Source organism: Mucilaginibacter sp. UYP27 (genome assembly GCF_040547175.1).
Classification (GTDB): Bacteria; Bacteroidota; Bacteroidia; order Sphingobacteriales; family Sphingobacteriaceae; genus Mucilaginibacter.
This window is the reverse complement of the sequence record NZ_JBEPPE010000001.1, coordinates 1,409,122-1,426,197: the sequence shown is the minus strand read 5'-3', so window position 1 is coordinate 1,426,197 and position 17,076 is coordinate 1,409,122. Positions and strand designations below refer to the sequence as shown.

Sequence of the window (17,076 nt, the reverse complement as noted above, 5' to 3'; positions counted from 1 at the left end):
AAAATAAGTATTTGTGATTGTAAGTGTTAAATATCAGGCTAATGTTAATTTAGAAAGATAACTAACAAACGTATTGGTTATTTTTTCACTTGCCACAACCTCCACCAGGGCATCCAGGGAGCATCATGATGTTCGTAATGGTAACCAAAAAAATAACAGCTAAAAAATGCCAGGAAATGGTTGCGCCGTAAACTGCGCGATTGGTGTTTATTATCGTGTTCGCCTTTGTGTGGCAGGTAGGTACCAAAGTAAAATAGCTGTAATGTGCTTAGTAATGATGGCGCCACCCAAAACAATAAAAGGTTAAGCTGCGGGATCCAAATCTTTAGCACATTAAATACAATCGCCATAATCACAATTTGCCAGATGGACAGATAGTTACGAATGAATTGTACATACCATCTCAAAAACGTCCCTTTATGGTAATCCGGGTCGGCATCCGTGTGTACATGGTTATGGTGCTGGTGGTGCTTAGTGTATAGTTTAGGGTACCAGAACGAGGCGTACATGAACGTGCAAATAAATCCGATACTATTATTTAAAACATTATTAGGTGCAATAGTACCGTGCATGGCATCGTGAGCGGTAATAAACAGGCCGGTGTAAAGGTGCATTTGCACCAGGATCATCAAATACAGCAGCGGATTTGTAAAATCAATCTGCCATTGCATCAGTAAAACAGTTGACGTAATCCAGCTACCGAGCACAAGCAGGGCAATAAATAAACCGGTATATGATGGGGATTTTTGAACCACAATTTTATAAAGCAATAAGCGTGCTGCTAATAGCTTTCCAGTTCGGCTTTTACTTGTTGCATCAACCACATAGGGGTTGATGTAGCGCCGGCAATGCCTATTTTATCGCCTTGGCTAAACATAGTTGGGTTCAACTCGCTAATAGATGATACAAAGTAAGTGTTCGGGTTATGCTTGCGGCATACCTCATAAAGCACTTTACCATTTGAGGATTTTTTGCCCGATACAAATACCACCTTATTAAACTTTACCGCAAAAGCGGGCAGGTCCTTATCACGGTTACTCACCTGGCGGCAAATAGTATCGTTGGCCTTAACCTCGTACCCGCGCGATAGCAATTGCTCTTTTACGTTGTAAAACTTCTCCATGCTTTTGGTAGTTTGGCTATAAAGCGTAAAGCTGGCGGGCAGTTCAGCATCGTCAAGCTCGGTAATATCCTGGAAAACCAAGGCATCGCCATTGGTTTGGCCTTGCAAACCTACCACTTCGGCATGGCCATGCTTCCCGAAGATCAGGATTTTCTCGTTATTATCGTATGATGTTTTGATGCGGTTCTGCAGTTTTAAAACTACCGGGCACGATGCATCAATAAGTGTAATATTATTCTCTAAAGCTATCCTGTAAGTTTCGGGTGCTTCGCCATGCGCGCGGATAAGTACTTTCTCGTTGCGCAGGTTAACCAGTTCTTCGTGCTCAATAATACGCAGGCCAAGAGCTTTCAGGCGCTCCACCTCTTCGTCGTTGTGCACAATATCGCCCAGGCAATACAGGTAACCATCTTCGGCCAATATCTCTTCGGCCATATCAATAGCGTAAACCACCCCGAAGCAAAAGCCCGAATCCTGGTCTATAGTAACTTGTAGCTGATAATCACCCATTGTAGTACAAAAATAACTATTTATAAAGTGAAAGGCGAAATGTTAACGGTAAAAGGTTGGTCATTGTTTTTAAACCGGAATTACGCCGATTTTCAGGATTGACGAGATTACTAAAGCACCAACAAATTTAACAGCCCAAAAAATACAAACTCCGTTACCAGCAAAGCAGGTGCGGCAACACTTTGCTTTTTAAACCGGAACAGTTCAAAAATATACAGCATTACTGCGCTTACTAAAAACCAGCACAGGTAATTTTTTAGCGGGATGCTTCCGTCAAGCCAATGCCAGTAATCAAACTTAATGGCGATGGGTTCTATCAACACGTCAAGTGTAGTTAGCAAACCGGCACCTGCTATCACTCTAAAAAAAATGCTTCTTAAACGGCTGCGTTGCAGCGTTACGCCGGTTACATAGATTAGTAAAAACCAGTTGACGCCTATCATCAGCGGGATGCCGAATAGTTTCATGCCGAGCGTACTATCATAGGTATAATTACCAAAAAGCCAGCCTTTGTGCACCCCTATCCACTCGGCTAAAAAGCCGAGCCAAAATATAAGTAAGATAAATATCCCGAAGCTACTGTTCAGTTTATGATGACTGAATACAATAACGCCAAGCATCAGCAATAAATGGAAAGGTACTATCTGTAAAAACAACGGCCTGCTTACCGGCAATGATAAGCCAACCAACCCAACTATGTGGAACAGGATGATGATACCGATGGCTATCCGTGGCGGGATGCTCATATGCGGCGGCCCTTCCATACTGTAGTTTTAGTGAGGTATTTCTGTATGGATGTTATGCCTATAAGCAATAAATTAAACATCTGTACCGGGTGTAAAAACAGGTTGAGCAAAGCATTTTGCCCGGCTGATAGCGAGATCATGATACGGGTTAACCCAATCAATCCAACCATCATCAATATAAAATTAAGGTTCATGGTCATGACCACAATGGCGGGCCCGCCAATAATCAACAGCAGGTAAATCAAAAAGCCAATGATATTGTAGTTGAAAGCGGCCAAAAAGTTTTTTCCAAACCCGTTTATCGCTTCATTATAGCCTTTATACATGCGGCAACTTATCATCCCGTTGGCAAGTAATGCTTCGCCGTTCAGCTTGGATGCCTTTACCAGTTTCATGATCTCTACATCTTCTACCACCTTATTTTTCACTTGTTGGTGCCATTGGTATTGTTTGTAATCGCCGGCGTTGAATAGCATAAACTGCCCGCTGGCTGCCGCTACAGCGGCACTTTTAACCAGGTAAACCAGCCTGAGCGGTAATAGGTTCAATAATATATAATGCATCAGGGGCACCACAATTATTTCGCCGGGGGTTATCATGGTTTGGTTTGTAAACAAACTCAGCAAACTTAACCCGCGCAAGTTAATACGGTGGACCGCACTATTTATTAAGCCATTGTAAACCTTTTCGTCGGCGTCTAAAAACAAGAAATAATCGCCGGTGGCGTGTTGGGCCAGTTGGTGGCAGGCATAATTTTTACCAAGCCATCCGGCAGGCAATACATCGCCTTTTATTACCTTAAAACGCTTATTTTTCGCCGCAAAATTGTCACAAAGCGTATAAGTATCATCCGTTGAGTTATCATCCAGGATAATTACCTCATAGCTGCTGTAATCCTGCTCAACAATGGATTGCAGTAAGGTGATAATGTCTTCCGCCTCATTGCGGGCCGGGATGAGGATGGAAACCTTATCCTCATAATGCTTGCCTATCCGCGGTAATTTTGGGTTCGAAATAAAATTGAACAGCGTAACCGTAAAGCGCAGTATCAGGAATATAAAGGTTACTAATAGGGCAATTATCACTATATTACTATTTTGGTTTGCTGCTGTTTGGCGTTGTCGTAATGTTGCTGATAGGCGGCTTGTACGTCTGACAGATCGCCCTCCACTTTTAAGTAAACGTTTGCCGTCGGCTTTCTATATTGCAGGTTCTCAATAAATGTCGCGGCCATTATGGTTAGAAATTTCCCGGCAGCCTGTTGCATTATTTTCGAGAGGCCTTTTTGAAAATCAACCTCATCAACAAAGTTGGAATATAGTTTACCTTGCGGGAATATCAGCACCAGGTTTTCAGGGTCGTTCAGTAACTGCGCGGCATAATCAAGCGAAGCCAGCATCTCGCGGGAGCTTTTACTTACCGAAAACGCCCCCATATATTTAAAAAAAGATACCTCTTTAACCGTTTCTTCGATCACCATCACATGGAAACGCTTCTTAAATACTTTATGGTTTATGTAGTACATTAAAAACCCATCCCACCAGCTAAAGTGGTTAGCTAATAGCAATACCGACTTACCCCTCTCTACCTCTACCGCATTAAACTTTACCGCGTGGAAATCCGCCTTTACGATCCGCAGGATGTAATTGTGAAAGAACCATGTGATTAATTTATTTTTCTGCGGATAGATCATGAAATTTCGGATTTATAGATTAATGCTCCACATCTATCTGAGCTTTCAGGGCTTGTTGATGACAGGTATTAATTTTTTCTACCAGCTCATCAAAGGGCACTTCGCCTGCTATGCCGCAATCAAACAGGTGGAAAAATACCGACGGTTTAAGGCTTTCAAAATAATCTATCAGCGCGCAGTTATACACGATCTGGCAGGGGCCTTTTATATTTTTAATGAGGCGTTCGATGCCTTTTTCTACCTTAATTTCGTTGGTATGGTTGGATATCAATTCGCCCTGCGGAAATACCACCACCAGGTTCTCGGGATTATTGAGCAAACCGGCAGCGTATTGCAAGGATTTAACCATTTCACGCGATGATCTGTTTATCGAAAATCCGCCGAACAGGTTCAGCAGCATACGCTTTTTCAGGTGGTCTTCCTGCATCATAACATACGATTTACGAAACAGGTGCCAATACGCCAGGTAGTTGGCCAAAAAACCATCCCACCAACCAAAATGGTTACATAGCAACAAGATAGAATGCCCTGGTTTTATAACAACTTTATTTGCAACCACCAGCCGGTTAAAAGCTTTGCGCATACGGTAACGCATATACATGGCAAACCAGTTGCTAAAAAGTTTTACGCGGCGGGCAGGTATCATTGCGGTAAATTTAATAAATACTCATCCAGTTGTTTGGTAACCAGCCAATGCCCCATATTTACCTCGTGCACTTCGGCATTTGGCAGCAGATCAATAAACGGCTTTGCGGCCTTCATCGGGAACAAATTATCATGCTTGCCAAATATCAGCCTGCATTTAATATTGTGCCGATTGATGAGCGCTGCTATTTTATGGGTATCGGGCTTTAACAAACGGATAAGGTTTAGGGTATAATAAACATCCTGCCGTTTTTGTTCGGTATCAATTTCATTGTAGGCAATGTGATACAGGCTCTCGTCAATAAACTTTACTTTTTTAAGATTTTTAAGCAGTGTTGGTGCAAGCCATTTGCTTTTGGTAACGCGCCTAAACAGGTACTTACCTATTGGCTTAAATGTTAAAAAATTGAAGCCTTTATATACCGATAAACCGTCGGGCGCCATCAGGATAATTTCATCAATCAGGTCGGCATATTCTTCAACCAATATCAGGGCTACATTGGCACCAATAGAATACCCCATTACTGAAAACCGCTGCTTACCGTACAGTTTAAACCACTCTTCCAAATAGGCCTTTACCATTGGCTTGGGCATACCGGCTACAATTTGCTGCTCGGTCCAGTCTCCCAGTTTGCTTTCGCCATGAAAAAAGTGGTCAAAACCGTAAACGTGGTAATCTTTAAGGATGGATTTTTCGAGCACATGGAACTGCCTGCCCGTCATCCCGTAACCGTGAAAGGCCAACAGGGGTTTGCTGCCGCTGCCGTATTCATGAAAGTGTGCCTTACCTAAGCCGGGGATGTCCAAAAAGCCCATAGCGGCAATATTAAGAATTACTCTCTTAATATGCGTGTCATTTTCTAACGATAGAGAAAATCTTATATAAGCGTTGAGCAGACTTGCATGGTAAAAGATTCTCCTCGTACCTCGTTGGAAATGACACTTCTTGTTTATACTCTTTTAGTGCCTCTCCTTTATATACGCCCTTATTGCTTCGGTTGCACCCACATTTTGCGCTACGTAATTTTTCGCGATTACAGCAGCAGCATAGCGGGCGGTTTCGTCGTTCATTAACAAACTTGTAATGGCGTTTAATTCGTCCGGACTATTAATAGCAAACCCTGCCTTAAGTTCCACAAGGTCACGGGCTTCTTTAAATTTATGATACTTAGGACCATAGATAACAGGCATCCCAAAGGCAGCGGCTTCTAATGTATTGTGGATACCCGCGCCAAAGCCCCCGCCTATGTAAGCAATATCTGCGTATTCATAAAGCGAGGAGAGCATGCCGATGTTATCGATGATGAGCGTAGTGTAAGGTGCGGATTGCGGCGGTAATTGTGAAAACCTTACGGTTGTTTCTTTCGGCAGCAAGCTCATCAATCCGGCTATCTTATCCTCGCCTATCTCGTGTGGGGCAATAATGAATTTCCAGTCGGGGTGTTGGGCGATAAGCTGTGGTAACAATTTTTCATCCTGCGGCCAGGTACTGCCCGCTATAAATAGCTTTTGTCCGTTTTTAAATTCGGCAATAAATTTTAATGATTTTGGTTGCCCTGCGTTTGCCCATACCCGGTCAAACCGGGTATCGCCGTTAATTGTTACGTTGGTGATGCCCGCATCGTGCAATAAATGTTTCGAGGGTATATCCTGTACAAAAAACCAGGTTACCATTTTTAGCATTTTGCGGTGCAGGCCGCCATACCATTTAAAGAACACCTGCCTGTGCCTAAAGATGCCCGATACCATGTATAAAGGCACATGCTGCTTATGCAATTCGTTAAAAAAGTGGTACCAATATTCGTACTTGGTAAATATGGCCATTACGGGCTTAATCGCATCCACAAACTGCTGGGCATTGCCCGCCGTATCAAGAGGCAAATAATACACAGCATCGGCCAGCGGGGTATTCTTACGTGCCTCGTATCCCGATGGCGAAAAAAAAGTTAGTACAATTTTGTACTGTGGGTGGTCGTTTTTAACAGCCTCTAAAACCGGCCTTCCCTGTTCAAATTCGCCTAACGACGCAAAATGGAACCAAATGCTGGATTCTAACTGTTGTACCTGCTGATCTTTGCGGCCGTTTATCCACAACCTGGCTTTATTTTTATAAAGTGAAACCATATACACAAGTGTGTAGTATAAGTTGATGCCGATGTTGTACAGTACAAGCATTTTTTAATTTGTATTCCTATCTTCGTTCGGCATAAAAGTAATAACATTAATAACAAAAAGTATTTATGAAAATAGCTGTTGTTGGAACAGGTTATGTGGGCCTGGTAACAGGCACATGTTTAGCAGAAACCGGTAATGAGGTAACCTGTGTTGATATTAACGAACAAAAGGTTAAAATGATGCAGGAAGGTCAGCTTCCAATATACGAGCCGGGCCTGGAGTTACTTTTTCACCGTAACATCAGCCAAAAAAGGTTATTATTCACCAATAACCTGGCCGAGGCAATTGCCGATGCGCAAATCATTTTCCTGGCGTTGCCAACCCCTCCGGGTGGCGACGGCTCTGCCGACCTTAGCTACGTTTTGGGCGCAGCTAAAGACATTGCAAAGTTAGTTACCGACTATAAAGTTATAGTAACAAAAAGCACCGTGCCGGTTGGTACTGCCGATAAAGTTACCGCGGTAATGAACGAAAACACCAGCGTAGAATTTGCGGTGGTATCAAACCCCGAGTTTTTAAGGGAAGGTGTAGCTGTAGAAGATTTTATGAAACCCGACCGTGTGGTTGTTGGTACTACCGACGAACGCGCACGCAAATTAATGGCGGAGCTTTACGCACCATACGTACGTCAGGGCAACCCGGTGATATTTATGGACGAGCGCTCGTCCGAATTAACAAAATATGCCGCCAACTCTTTCCTGGCTACCAAAATATCATTCATGAATGAGGTTGCCAACCTTTGCGAACTGGTTGGTGCCGATGTTGATATGGTGCGCCGTGGTATTGGTGCCGATAATCGTATTGGTAACCGCTTCCTGTTCTCGGGTATTGGCTATGGCGGCAGCTGTTTCCCTAAAGATGTACAGGCTTTGGCAAAATCGGCCGAAGAGAACAAGTACGACTTTAAGATCCTTAACTCGGTAATGGAAGTTAACGAGATCCAGAAAAAGGTACTTGTTCAAAAACTGAAAAAATATTACAACGGCGACCTTAAAGGCAAAAAATTTGCCATGTGGGGCCTTGCCTTTAAACCGGAAACGGATGATATCCGCGAAGCACCTGCATTATACATTATTGATGAGCTTTTGAAAGAAGGGGCAACCCTCAGCGTGTTCGACCCTGAAGGGATGAAAAATGTTAAAGCACTGGTGGGCGATAAGATCACCTACGGTACTGATGCCTACGAAATTTTAGATGATGCTGATGCCTTACTTATTGTTACCGAATGGTCGGCTTTCCGCAATCCTAATTTTGATCAAATAACTAATCGCTTAAAAAACAAGGTTATATTTGATGGGCGTAACCTATACGACCTGCAAAAAATGGTTGACCTTGGTTTTTATTACAACAGTATAGGCAGAAAAATAATTAGCTAATGGAAGAACGTAAAAGAATATTAATAACCGGCGCAGCCGGTTTTTTAGGCTCGCACCTGTGCGATAGGTTTATTAAGGAAGATTACCACGTTATTGGTATGGATAACCTGATAACCGGCGACCTGCGCAACATCGAACATTTGTTTAAACTGGAGAATTTTGAGTTTTACAACCACGATGTATCCACATTTGTACATGTATCCGGCGAGCTTAACTATATCCTGCATTTTGCTTCGCCGGCAAGCCCTATAGATTATTTGAAGATCCCAATCCAAACATTAAAGGTAGGGTCATTAGGTACACATAACCTGTTAGGTTTGGCACGCAGCAAAGGCGCAAGGATGCTTATTGCTTCAACATCTGAAGTGTACGGCGACCCTAACGTAAACCCGCAACCAGAAGAGTACTGGGGTAATGTAAACCCCGTAGGCCCACGCGGGGTTTATGATGAGGCTAAGCGTTTCCAGGAAGCTATTACCATGGCATACCACACTTTTCATGGTTTAGAAACCAGGATCATCCGCATCTTTAATACTTACGGCCCGCGTATGCGCCTTAACGACGGACGCGTTTTGCCTGCCTTTATTGGCCAGGCCCTGCGCGGCGAACCATTAACCATGTTTGGCGATGGCTCACAAACCCGTTCGTTTTGTTATGTTGATGACCTTGTGGAAGGTATATACCGCCTGCTGCACAGCGATTACGCACAACCGATGAACATTGGTAACCCCGATGAAATTACCATCCGCGAATTTGGAGAAGAGATCATTAAACTTACCGGTACTGATCAGCAAATGATAAGCCTGCCCCTACCTACCGATGACCCTAAACAGCGCCGCCCGGATATTACAAAGGCACGTGCAATTTTGGGATGGGAGCCGAAAGTATCGCGCAGCGAAGGTTTAAAAATAACTTACGAATACTTTAAATCGCTGCCTGAGAAAGAAATACTGCATAAAGATTTCAAGTACTTCAATAAACAATAGTATTTTCGGCATTTCATAGGGCGCGTACTGCAAAGTATGCGCCTATCCTTAAATCTATTAAAAATATCCCTATGAAAATTTTAGTAACGGGCGGCTTAGGTTTTATTGGCACCCACACCGTTGTTGAGTTAGTTAACGCAGGTTACGACCCGATCATCATCGACGACCTATCAAATTCCAATATAAAAATGCTTGACCAACTGGCCCGCATTATTGGATACAAACCCGCCTTTTACGAATTTAATTTGTGTGACGAAGCCGCTGTAAAAGATTTTGCAGCAAAACAACCCGATGTTGCAGGCATCATCCACTTTGCTGCTTCAAAAGCGGTTGGCGAATCGGTAGAAAACCCGTTGAAATATTATTACAATAATTTCTTTTCGCTTATAAACCTGCTTAAGGCATACGATGGTAAAACCTTAAATTTCGTATTCTCATCAAGCTGTACAGTTTATGGCCAGCCGGATGTTTTACCGGTAACCGAAGACGCGCCGGTTAAACCGGCCGAATCGCCTTACGGTAACACCAAGCAAATAGCCGAAGAGATCTTGAAAGATATGGTTGCTGCCGGCACTAACTATAAAGTAATAGCATTACGTTATTTTAACCCGGTTGGCGCGCATGATAGCGCTTTAATTGGCGAATTGCCAAACGGCGTGCCTCAAAACCTTGTTCCGTTCATCACCCAAACGGCCATTGGCAAACGCGAAAAAATTACCGTGTTTGGTGATAAATACGATACACCTGATGGTAGCTGCATCCGCGACTATATCCACGTGGTTGACCTGGCTAAGGCTCACGTTGCTGCATTAGGGTTAATGGAGAAAGCAACTTTTACCGGTTACGATGTATTTAACATTGGTACAGGGAATGGCTCAACGGTTTTAGAAGTGATACATGCTTTTGAAGGTGCTACCGGCGTTAAACTCAATTACCAGATAGGTGCCCCCCGTGGTGGTGATATAGAAAAAGTTTGGGGCAACGTAACTAAATCGACCGAGAAACTGAACTGGACGGCAGAACTTGACCTGAGCACCATGATGTCATCGGCATGGGCATGGGAAAAATACATTGCCGAGAATCCGTTATAATAACACAGCGTTATGAAAAAGATTATTATTACAGGTGGTGCCGGGTTTATTGGGTCGCACGTGGTACGCCGTTTTGTAACCAACTACCCCGACTATACCATTATCAACCTGGATAAGCTTACGTATGCAGGTAACCTGGCCAACCTAAAAGATATTGAGAACCAACCCAACTACAGCTTTGTAAAAGGCGATATTGTTGACCTTGAGTTTATAAACAACCTGTTTGAAGCCGAACAGCCGGACGCGGTGATCCATTTGGCGGCAGAGTCGCACGTGGACCGCTCCATCAGCAACCCGCTGGAGTTTGTGATGACCAATGTTGTGGGTACGGTGAATTTATTAAACGCTGCCAAAAACCTTTGGAAAGGCCAGTACGATAAAAAGCGTTTCTACCATGTATCAACCGATGAGGTTTACGGCACCCTGGGCGATACGGATATGTTTACTGAAAAAACCGCTTACGACCCGCATTCCCCATATTCGGCATCTAAAGCAAGTTCAGATCATTTTGTGCGTGCTTATTATGACACTTATGGTTTGGACACAGTAATATCAAATTGTTCAAACAACTACGGCTCGTACCACTTCCCCGAGAAGCTTATACCCCTTGCCATTAATAACATTAAGCAGAACAAAGCTGTGCCTGTTTACGGCAAGGGCGAAAACGTTCGCGACTGGCTTTGGGTGGAAGACCATGTAAGGGCAATTGATGTGATATTTCATAAAGCAGCTATAGGTACCACCTATAATATTGGCGGCCATAACGAGTGGACAAACATTGACCTTATTAAATTGTTGTGTGCTATACTGGATAAAAAACTGGGGCGTAACGAAGGTGACTCGGCAAAACTGATAACCTATGTAACAGACCGCGCCGGGCACGATCTAAGATACGCGATAGATGCCACCAAGCTTAAAAACGAATTGGGCTGGGAACCATCTATTACCTTTGAAGAAGGCCTGGAAAAAACGGTGGAATGGTACCTTGCAAACGAGCAATGGTTAAATGATGTTACCACTGGCCACTACCAGGATTATTATAACGGCCAGTACACTAATCGCTAAAAATGTTCGGATTATTCAAGAAGAAAGAAGTTGCAAGAACTGCAAATTTAGACTACAGCAGCATTATAACAGATATGCACTCGCACGTGCTACCCGGTATTGACGATGGGGCACAGAATGTGGAAGAATCTATCTTCCTGATAAAAAAAATGATGTCGCTGGGGATCAAAAAAATAATTGCCACCCCGCACGTTATGATAGATTACTATCGCAACGATGAAACCACTATTGGCAATGCGCTCGCTTTATTAAAGGCAGAGTTAACAGCACAAAATATCGACATTGATATAGCAGCAGCAGCCGAGCATTACTTTGATGAGACTTTCGAAAAACGTATTGATGATGGCAAAGTTTTCACCATGGGCGATAACTTTGTATTGTTTGAGCTTTCGTTCGTCAATCAACCGCCAAACGTCATATCAATTATTCAAAAAATGAAGGATAAGGGCTACAAGCCCATTCTTGCGCACCCCGAGAGGTACGGATACATGGATATTGAGCAAATGAAAACCATCCGTAGCTGGGGGTGCGATTTGCAACTAAACATCATATCATTGGCAGGTTATTATGGTAAGCATAGCAAGAAGATAGCCGAACAAATGATAGATAACGAAATGGTTGATTTTATCTCGAGTGATATGCACCACCCCCGCCATGCCACAGCTTTTGAGAATGTGCTGAGCCTGCCTTACCTCGAAAAAATACTTGTTGATTATCCGCTGAAAAATATAATGCTGTAGGGAAAAGACAGCACGAATCAAGAAACAGGATCGAACAATGGAAAATAAAAGGGCTTAGATAATTTATCTAAGCCCTTTTATTTTTTCTTGATTCCTGACGCTAAAATTCTTGCCTCTGTTACTACTCGTACCTCAACGCCTCTACCGGGTCAAGTTTGGATGCTTTTTTGGCGGGGTAAAAACCGGATGACAGGCCTATTAAAGTACACAATATAAGTGCCGAGAACAGCCAGAACCATGGCACTACAAAGGTGCCGCTAATTTGTACGGCTATAAGATTGCCTATAGCCATCCCTAATATAATGCCCATAACGCCGCCAATAAGGCAAATTACAATAGCCTCTATCAAAAACTGTTTGCGTATTACGGATGGTGTGGCACCAATGGCTTTACGTAAACCAATTTCGCGGGTACGTTCTGTTACCGATACCAGCATAATATTCATTAACCCTATGGCCGCGCCAATAAGGGTAATAGCACCAATGGCAAAACCTGCCACAGTTATACCCGCCAGCTGGCCTGATAATTCCTGCTGAATAGAATCGCTTCGTGATATTTCAAAATTTTCGGGCTGGCCTATGTGGATGCCGCGGATGTTGCGCATCAGTGATGTAGCCTCGCCAATGTTGGCGTCAAGCACATCGGGGCTGTTCACGTTTACCGTTACACCAAAAGATGGTTTTGAGGTAGCCGCAATTTGCCTGGCCTTTTGCACCGGGATGATACAAAATTTATCGCCTCCAAAACTGTTGCTACCTTTTGGCGCAACAACACCTATAACCCGGAATTTGCTGCTGCCTAATAATATCGATTTATTTATCGGGTCCTCGCTTTTAAAAAGTTTAAGCCTTAGCTCATCGCCAATAATAACTACGTTAGCCCCGTGTTCAAGTTCGGACGACGAGAAATTACGGCCAAGTGCCAGTTTGTGGCCCTTAATAGCCAGGTAATTATCATTACTACCGGTTACAGATATATTAGGATTGGTTTTTATGCTGTTGTATTTGGCGATGGCCGTGCCGGTAACGCTTATATCAATGCTGATACGGGCGGGTAGTTTATACAACTTGGCGAAACGCTCGGCTTGGTCATAGTTAATGGCAGGATATATTTTACGGTGACCACCGTTACCAAAATTGATACCGCTGCCCCGGTTTTGTATCGTGAATGAGTTGGCACCCAAGCCCGCAAAGGCATCATTAGTATATTGCTTTACCCCTTCGATAGCTGTTAAGATACCCACAAGGGCCATTATGCCGATAGCAATAATTAACGCGGTAAGCGATGTACGCAACCTGTTGCCACTAATGGATTGCAACGCAATGGCTATATTTTCTTTGTAGGTGGTTTTTACCGGCATGCCTTAAATATAAAAAAACTCGGCTGTATGACTATGAGATATGACGGTTTGTTACACGCAAATTGTTAATTTTATTTGCAGCATTTGCATCTTCAAAAAACAAAACTTAATTTCATAGAAACAATCTACCTATGCCACGTCTGCTAACAACAATGTTAATTTTATTTGCCTGCTTTGCGGCTAATGCCCAACAAAAGGCGCCGCATAACATCCTTACGGATGAAAACCTCCACCTAAAAGACTCTACCGGGCGCATGCTGGAGTATAAGGAGTGGAAGCCACTCATCCAATCCGGCGATTATTCCATCCACAGCAGATATACTGTTAAAGATACAACCCACATGCTGCACCGTTTAACAGCTGAAGAAAAACGGCATATTATAGAGAGAACGGGCGGCCAATTCGCACTCGGAACAGCCCCAGCATTAAGCCCGGCGCAACAATCATCGGTAAACTTAGGCCAGCAGCCCCGCGCGGCAGATGCATTCCCGATAGGTTATAAACTAAACATGCTTACCACTCGCGACATGGACGGCAAAAAAGTTGATAATAAAATGGCCGAAGGTAAAATTGTGGTGTTAAATTTCTGGTTTATTGGCTGCCCGCCCTGCAAGGCAGAGATCCCTGAGCTAAACAAATTAATGGCCGAAAACGCATCCGACCCGAACGTTATATTTATAGCGGTTGGCCTTGATGATGCCGGCGAGATCAAAGAATTTACAAAACAACACCCTTTTAATTACCGCCAGGTTGCCGATGCCCGCCGTTTTTGCGATGCGTATGGCATCACCCTGTATCCCACAAATGTGATCATCGATAAGAAAGGCGTTATTCAATACAGCGCGGTAGGTTTCGGCGGCAATTATATCGATTGGATGAGAAAGACCATCGAGGTTATTAAAAACGAAAAGTAAAGTCAAAAAAAAGGCCTCCGTTAAATAACGAAGGCCTTTCTTAATATTTAATAGCAGATGGTTATACCGAAAACGAAGTACCGCAACCACAGGTGCTTGCCGCATTAGGGTTATTAAAAGTAAAACCACGGGCATTTAATCCATCCTGAAAATCTATCATCATACCGGCAAGGTATAAACCGTGCGCTTTATGCATGTAAGTTTTAATACCATCAATCATAAACTCCTGATCGCCGTCTTTCTTTTGGTCGAAACCTAAAACGTAACTCATGCCGGAGCAGCCGCCGCCTTCAACGCCAATGCGCAGGCCAAAATCATCGTTTAGTTCTTGCTGGTCTCTTAATTTAAAAAGTTCTTTAACGGCACCTTCTGAGAAAGTTACCGGGGCAGTTAGGGTATCAACAATCGCGCTCATCTTATTTTTTATTAACTACACAAATATAATGTAAAATGCGGATTTTTGCACCGACCGATTTATTTATGACCTCCGCATAACATTATAAAAATGCAACTATACAGTTTACTATTAGATATCTTAAAATACACCATTGCCGGCATTGGTGTTGTATATATAGCCTTTTACCTGTTTAAACCCTACCTGGATAAAACATCAAACCTGCAGGTGCTGGAGTTTAAAAAAGCCATGACAACCCAAACCCTGCCCCTGCGTTTGCAAGCTTACGAGCGTTTGGTTTTATTTGCCGACAGGATAAACCCCTCGAACATGCTTATCCGCCTGAACGGGAACGGCTATAGCGCCGCCGAACTGCACAGTATTATATTAAACGAAGTACGTACCGAGTATCAGCATAACGTTACCCAGCAAATTTATGTGAGCCCGCAAGCCTGGGCAGTTATTCGCCGGGTAAAGGATGACACTTTAAACCTGGTTACCAACGCCGTTAAAGGCCTGCCCGAAAATGCAACCGGGTTAGACCTGGGCAAAGTTGTACTAACGCACCTGAGCAAACTGGAAGATAGCCCTTACGATATCGCGATAGATATGATCAGGAAAGACCTTGAACATTTATTTTAACTGCAAATGGCCGATAAAAAATTCACCACCATTTCAGGCATCGAGTTAAAAGAGGTTTACACAGAGCCATCGGGCATGACGGAGTTGCCGGGGCAATTCCCTTACACCCGGGGTATCCAGAAAGATATGTACCGCGGCAAACCGTGGACCATGCGCCAGTACGCAGGTTTTTCTACCGCCGAAGAAAGCAACAAGCGTTACCATTACTTATTAAGCCAGGGCACCATGGGCCTTTCGGTAGCGTTTGACCTGCCGACCCAGATAGGGTATGACAGCGACCACGACCTTGCCGATGGCGAAGTAGGCAAAGTGGGCGTAGCGATAGATTCCTTAAAGGATATCGAAATATTGTTCGATGGCATTCAATTAAAGGATATTACCACCAGCATGACCATCAATGCCACGGCGGGCATCCTGCTTGCCATGTACATCGCGTTAGCAAAAAAAAAAGGGGCCGATCTTAAGCAGATCTCGGGCACTATACAAAACGACATATTAAAGGAGTACGCGGCAAGGGGCACTTATATCTACCCGCCCACCCCATCCATGCGCCTGATCACCGATATTTTCGAATACTGCAGCAAGGAGGTGCCCAAGTGGAATACCATATCTATCTCGGGCTACCACATCCGCGAGGCAGGCTCAACCGCGGTGCAGGAACTGGCCTTTACTTTAGCCAATGGCAAAACCTATTTAAAGGCTGCTTTAGAAAAAGGGCTTGATATAAATGTATTTGCCAAGCGCCTTTCGTTCTTCTTTAACTGCCACAATAATTTTTTCGAAGAGATTGCAAAGTTCCGTGCGGCGCGCCGCATGTGGGCGCATATCACCAAAGAACTTGGCGCCACAGACCCGGGGGCGCAGAAACTTCGGTTCCATACCCAAACGGGTGGCTCTACGCTAACCGCACAGCAGCCTATGAACAACATAGTGCGCGTAAGCATGCAGGCACTGGCGGCGGTGCTGGGTGGCACTCAGTCGTTGCATACCAATGGATACGACGAGGCATTATCCTTACCAACCGAGGCTGCAGCTAAGATCGCATTGCGTACCCAACAGATCATTGCTTTTGAAAGCGGCGTTACCGATACCGTTGACCCGCTGGCAGGTTCGTACTTTATAGAAGCATTGACCGATGAACTGGAAGCCGCCGCGCAAGTATATATAGATAAGATAGACGCGATGGGCGGATCGGTAAAAGCCATTGAGCAGGATTACATTCAGCAAGAAATAGCCGCGGCAGCCTACCAGTACCAAAACGATATAGAAAGCGGCGACCAAACACTGGTTGGTGTAAACAAATTTACCCAAGCCGAGGAAGTAAACCCTCCGGTGTTTAGGGTTGACGATTCCATCCGCAGGCAACAAATGGATAAACTTATTCGTTTAAAAGAGCAGCGGAACAATGAAGAAGTTGAAAAAGCATTGCGGAATTTAGCAGTTGCAGCCCGCGGAACAGACAACCTGATGCCCTATATTTTAATCGCCGTTGAGTGCTATGCAACCCTCGGCGAGATAGCCGATACCCTGCGAGAAATATTTGGAGAATATTGATAATTTTTGTCATGCTAATTAAGAAATTCCTGAAACTATCTATCGGGTTTTAATCCACATTT

General features: G+C 43.9%; 18 protein-coding genes. 8 read left to right on the top strand and 10 right to left on the bottom strand.

The window, feature by feature from the left end:
• Positions 1-77: 77 nt before the first annotated feature.
• The 8 genes from ABIB39_RS06275 to ABIB39_RS06240 all read right to left on the bottom strand — a co-directional run bounded on the left by ABIB39_RS06275 (position 78) and on the right by ABIB39_RS06240 (position 6,892).
• Positions 78-755, bottom strand: coding sequence for a fatty acid desaturase (locus tag ABIB39_RS06275; protein WP_354428274.1), 678 nt, complete (start codon positions 753-755; stop codon positions 78-80).
• A 26-nt stretch (positions 756-781) separates the two neighbouring features.
• Positions 782-1,633 carry a 4-hydroxy-3-methylbut-2-enyl diphosphate reductase gene (locus tag ABIB39_RS06270; protein ID WP_354428272.1) on the bottom strand — a complete coding sequence of 284 codons (852 nt, stop codon included), beginning with the start codon at positions 1,631-1,633 and terminating at the stop codon, positions 782-784.
• A 110-nt stretch (positions 1,634-1,743) separates the two neighbouring features.
• The gene (locus ABIB39_RS06265; protein ID WP_354428270.1) at positions 1,744-2,397 is read right to left on the bottom strand and encodes a carotenoid biosynthesis protein; all 654 of its coding nucleotides are present in this window, start codon (positions 2,395-2,397) and stop codon (positions 1,744-1,746) included.
• Entirely contained in the window at positions 2,376-3,464 is a 1,089-nt protein-coding gene (locus tag ABIB39_RS06260; RefSeq protein WP_354428268.1) for a glycosyltransferase family 2 protein, read from the bottom strand. The genes ABIB39_RS06265 and ABIB39_RS06260 overlap by 22 nt, the downstream gene beginning before the upstream one ends.
• Complete coding sequence (locus ABIB39_RS06255; protein ID WP_354428266.1) at positions 3,464-4,072, bottom strand: lysophospholipid acyltransferase family protein; 609 nt, start codon at positions 4,070-4,072, stop codon at positions 3,464-3,466. The genes ABIB39_RS06260 and ABIB39_RS06255 overlap by 1 nt, the downstream gene beginning before the upstream one ends.
• Before the next feature lie 19 nt (positions 4,073-4,091).
• Complete coding sequence (locus ABIB39_RS06250) at positions 4,092-4,718, bottom strand: 1-acyl-sn-glycerol-3-phosphate acyltransferase (RefSeq protein ID WP_354428264.1); 627 nt, start codon at positions 4,716-4,718, stop codon at positions 4,092-4,094.
• Complete coding sequence (locus ABIB39_RS06245; protein WP_354428262.1) at positions 4,715-5,533, bottom strand: alpha/beta fold hydrolase; 819 nt, start codon at positions 5,531-5,533, stop codon at positions 4,715-4,717. Before ABIB39_RS06245 ends, ABIB39_RS06250 begins: the two co-directional genes overlap by 4 nt.
• 144 nt (positions 5,534-5,677) lie before the next feature.
• Entirely contained in the window at positions 5,678-6,892 is a 1,215-nt protein-coding gene (locus ABIB39_RS06240) for a 3-deoxy-D-manno-octulosonic acid transferase (RefSeq protein WP_354428261.1), read from the bottom strand.
• A 65-nt stretch (positions 6,893-6,957) separates the two neighbouring features.
• Between ABIB39_RS06240 and ABIB39_RS06235 the strand changes: the two genes are divergently transcribed.
• From ABIB39_RS06235 to ABIB39_RS06215, 5 genes are all read left to right on the top strand, one after another.
• Positions 6,958-8,268, top strand: coding sequence for a UDP-glucose dehydrogenase family protein (locus ABIB39_RS06235; protein WP_354428259.1), 1,311 nt, complete (start codon positions 6,958-6,960; stop codon positions 8,266-8,268).
• Complete coding sequence (locus ABIB39_RS06230) at positions 8,268-9,254, top strand: UDP-glucuronic acid decarboxylase family protein (RefSeq protein WP_354428258.1); 987 nt, start codon at positions 8,268-8,270, stop codon at positions 9,252-9,254. Before ABIB39_RS06235 ends, ABIB39_RS06230 begins: the two co-directional genes overlap by 1 nt.
• Positions 9,255-9,325: 71 nt before the next feature.
• Positions 9,326-10,345 carry a UDP-glucose 4-epimerase GalE gene (gene galE / locus ABIB39_RS06225; protein WP_354428256.1) on the top strand — a complete coding sequence of 340 codons (1,020 nt, stop codon included), beginning with the start codon at positions 9,326-9,328 and terminating at the stop codon, positions 10,343-10,345.
• Positions 10,346-10,357: 12 nt separating this feature from the next.
• Entirely contained in the window at positions 10,358-11,410 is a 1,053-nt protein-coding gene (gene rfbB / locus ABIB39_RS06220; RefSeq protein WP_354428254.1) for a dTDP-glucose 4,6-dehydratase, read from the top strand.
• Between the two features lie 2 nt (positions 11,411-11,412).
• Positions 11,413-12,150 carry a tyrosine-protein phosphatase gene (locus ABIB39_RS06215; protein WP_354428252.1) on the top strand — a complete coding sequence of 246 codons (738 nt, stop codon included), beginning with the start codon at positions 11,413-11,415 and terminating at the stop codon, positions 12,148-12,150.
• 121 nt (positions 12,151-12,271) lie between these two features.
• Here ABIB39_RS06215 and ABIB39_RS06210 read toward each other — a convergent pair whose 3' ends face one another.
• Positions 12,272-13,510 carry an ABC transporter permease gene (locus ABIB39_RS06210; protein ID WP_354428249.1) on the bottom strand — a complete coding sequence of 413 codons (1,239 nt, stop codon included), beginning with the start codon at positions 13,508-13,510 and terminating at the stop codon, positions 12,272-12,274.
• A 152-nt stretch (positions 13,511-13,662) separates the two neighbouring features.
• Here ABIB39_RS06210 and ABIB39_RS06205 point away from each other — a divergent pair, with 152 nt between their 5' ends.
• Positions 13,663-14,424 (top strand): peroxiredoxin family protein, encoded by a 762-nt coding sequence (locus tag ABIB39_RS06205; RefSeq protein WP_354428247.1) that lies wholly within the window; start codon positions 13,663-13,665, stop codon positions 14,422-14,424.
• 61 nt (positions 14,425-14,485) lie between these two features.
• On the opposite strand, the gene ABIB39_RS06200 is transcribed toward ABIB39_RS06205, so the two are convergent.
• Positions 14,486-14,839 carry a HesB/IscA family protein gene (locus ABIB39_RS06200; protein ID WP_354428246.1) on the bottom strand — a complete coding sequence of 118 codons (354 nt, stop codon included), beginning with the start codon at positions 14,837-14,839 and terminating at the stop codon, positions 14,486-14,488.
• A 90-nt stretch (positions 14,840-14,929) separates the two neighbouring features.
• On the opposite strand from ABIB39_RS06200, the gene ABIB39_RS06195 reads away from it, so the two are divergent.
• Together ABIB39_RS06195 and ABIB39_RS06190 are read left to right on the top strand one after the other, a co-directional pair.
• Complete coding sequence (locus ABIB39_RS06195; RefSeq protein WP_354428244.1) at positions 14,930-15,460, top strand: DUF7935 family protein; 531 nt, start codon at positions 14,930-14,932, stop codon at positions 15,458-15,460.
• Between the two features lie 6 nt (positions 15,461-15,466).
• Entirely contained in the window at positions 15,467-17,014 is a 1,548-nt protein-coding gene (locus ABIB39_RS06190; protein WP_354428243.1) for an acyl-CoA mutase large subunit family protein, read from the top strand.
• Positions 17,015-17,076: the final 62 nt, after the last annotated feature.

Bases quoted from the DNA above. Each gene is read 5' to 3' on its own strand.
- ABIB39_RS06270 (WP_354428272.1), bottom strand. From the start codon at position 1,633: ATGGGTGATTATCAGCTACAAGTTACTATAGACCAGGATTCGGGCTTT.
- ABIB39_RS06265 (WP_354428270.1), bottom strand. From the start codon at position 2,397: ATGGAAGGGCCGCCGCATATGAGCATCCCGCCACGGATAGCCATCGGT.
- ABIB39_RS06255 (WP_354428266.1), bottom strand. From the start codon at position 4,072: ATGATCTATCCGCAGAAAAATAAATTAATCACATGGTTCTTTCACAAT.
- ABIB39_RS06250 (WP_354428264.1), bottom strand. From the start codon at position 4,718: ATGATACCTGCCCGCCGCGTAAAACTTTTTAGCAACTGGTTTGCCATG.
- ABIB39_RS06245 (WP_354428262.1), bottom strand. From the start codon at position 5,533: ATGGGCTTTTTGGACATCCCCGGCTTAGGTAAGGCACACTTTCATGAA.
- ABIB39_RS06240 (WP_354428261.1), bottom strand. From the start codon at position 6,892: ATGCTTGTACTGTACAACATCGGCATCAACTTATACTACACACTTGTG.
- ABIB39_RS06235 (WP_354428259.1), top strand. From the start codon at position 6,958: ATGAAAATAGCTGTTGTTGGAACAGGTTATGTGGGCCTGGTAACAGGC.
- ABIB39_RS06230 (WP_354428258.1), top strand. From the start codon at position 8,268: ATGGAAGAACGTAAAAGAATATTAATAACCGGCGCAGCCGGTTTTTTA.
- galE (WP_354428256.1), top strand. From the start codon at position 9,326: ATGAAAATTTTAGTAACGGGCGGCTTAGGTTTTATTGGCACCCACACC.
- rfbB (WP_354428254.1), top strand. From the start codon at position 10,358: ATGAAAAAGATTATTATTACAGGTGGTGCCGGGTTTATTGGGTCGCAC.
- ABIB39_RS06215 (WP_354428252.1), top strand. From the start codon at position 11,413: ATGTTCGGATTATTCAAGAAGAAAGAAGTTGCAAGAACTGCAAATTTA.
- ABIB39_RS06210 (WP_354428249.1), bottom strand. From the start codon at position 13,510: ATGCCGGTAAAAACCACCTACAAAGAAAATATAGCCATTGCGTTGCAA.
- ABIB39_RS06205 (WP_354428247.1), top strand. From the start codon at position 13,663: ATGTTAATTTTATTTGCCTGCTTTGCGGCTAATGCCCAACAAAAGGCG.
- ABIB39_RS06200 (WP_354428246.1), bottom strand. From the start codon at position 14,839: ATGAGCGCGATTGTTGATACCCTAACTGCCCCGGTAACTTTCTCAGAA.
- ABIB39_RS06195 (WP_354428244.1), top strand. From the start codon at position 14,930: ATGCAACTATACAGTTTACTATTAGATATCTTAAAATACACCATTGCC.
- ABIB39_RS06190 (WP_354428243.1), top strand. From the start codon at position 15,467: ATGGCCGATAAAAAATTCACCACCATTTCAGGCATCGAGTTAAAAGAG.